Origin of the sequence: Sporosarcina sp. BP05, assembly GCF_014282005.1 — a bacterium.
In the GTDB taxonomy this organism is placed as follows: Bacteria; Bacillota; Bacilli; order Bacillales_A; family Planococcaceae; genus Sporosarcina.
In genome coordinates this window covers 1-1,309 of record NZ_JACFTD010000063.1, presented here as the reverse complement: position 1 = coordinate 1,309, position 1,309 = coordinate 1, and the positions used below count along the sequence as shown (strand labels likewise).

General features: G+C 33.8%; 3 protein-coding genes. All 3 read left to right on the top strand.

Annotation, left to right across the window (positions count from 1 at the left end; translation table 11 throughout):
* A partial coding sequence (locus tag H2672_RS19095; protein WP_186673989.1) for a hypothetical protein occupies positions 1-386 on the top strand: 386 nt, incomplete at its 5' end.
* A gap of 90 nt (positions 387-476) precedes the next feature.
* On the top strand, positions 477-878 hold the full coding sequence (locus H2672_RS19090) for a hypothetical protein (RefSeq protein ID WP_186673988.1): 402 nt from the start codon (positions 477-479) through the stop codon (positions 876-878).
* Between the two features lie 118 nt (positions 879-996).
* Positions 997-1,173, top strand: coding sequence for a hypothetical protein (locus H2672_RS19085; RefSeq protein WP_186673987.1), 177 nt, complete (start codon positions 997-999; stop codon positions 1,171-1,173).
* Positions 1,174-1,309: the final 136 nt, after the last annotated feature.

Here is a 1,309-nt window from a genome sequence, read left to right as displayed (position 1 = left end):
GGATTCATCGCACGGATCCAAAAGAAATGGAAAAGTTGCTCTTGGAGAAGTTTGGTGGTGAAGTTACACGAATTGAAAGCAAAGAATTAATCGTTCTTCCTACAACGCTTGAATCTTTTCAAGAATCGTTAATCCAACAAAATAAAGAAATGAATGCCATGCGAGAAATGATTGAGGAATTGGTAAATGGACAATTGGAGTTGAAAAGTTATATCAAGGAATCATTGCCAGGACGAGTACAACTGGAAGAACACGACAGAGAACTATTGTTAAGTTTAAAGGAAACTATGGCAAGTCGTAAAAAAGAATTGGACATGGCTGAAACCGCTGCGACAGAAAAAGAGGGAAATCTAGGTTTTTTCGCTCGTTTTTTTAAAAAGCGGTGAAAATTATTGAAAGTTGCCTGTTCTTGTTCAACTAACGGGGCAGGTTAGTTTAGGAAGATTTTCATCAGTATAGATTGAGGGAGTGAAATTGTGAGGAAATTATTATTTATGTCTATTATACTAATTGTATTTTTTATTGTAAGCGGATGTAATAATAACTCTGTAAAACAAATTAAAGCAGATTATTTTGATATTGGATTTGGACAGAGTTTGTACGAGGGATATAACAAAGTAGATAAAGAAACTGTTCAGTCACTTGTGAAGGCTTACAATCAAATAGAATATAGTGGACAAACAAACCAAGAAATTAATTATGAAAAGGCGATAACCATAACATTTATCTATAATGACCAAATTTCAAGTATTTTAGTGATGGATGATAAGGGGATTTTTCATCTAAGTGATAGTGCTGAAAATTATCAAATCGAGTCCAATAATGATATTTATGAACAAGCAATAGAAATATATAACGATGTGAAGAAACAATATTGAACTAACGAGTGCTTTACTTCAAGAAAGAGTAAAGCCTTTTTTCTTATTGAACTAAAGGGGCAGTTTAGTGAAAAAATGTAATGAGCTTTTACTTTGAACAGGAGTGAGGGGGAATATTGTGCACTGGGGAAAATATGCAATACTTTCACCACCGTTTTTACTCTTTGGATTTTTGTTTATTAAAATTCTTCCTGGAGAATACAAATTCTATCCAGTTATAGTAATCATATTTGGATTTTGGGCAATCTACGACCTTTGGATTTTTTTAGAAGATAAGAAAAAAAGACGTGACTGAAAATACATTACTAAAAGGTGCTACACTTACACTAACGGGTGCTTTAGTTCAACAAGAGGAGATCGTCTATTGACGGTCTTTTTTATTTGGCCAGAGGGAAGTGTCAACGGTAAATGTCTGACTGAAGCAAAAGCGG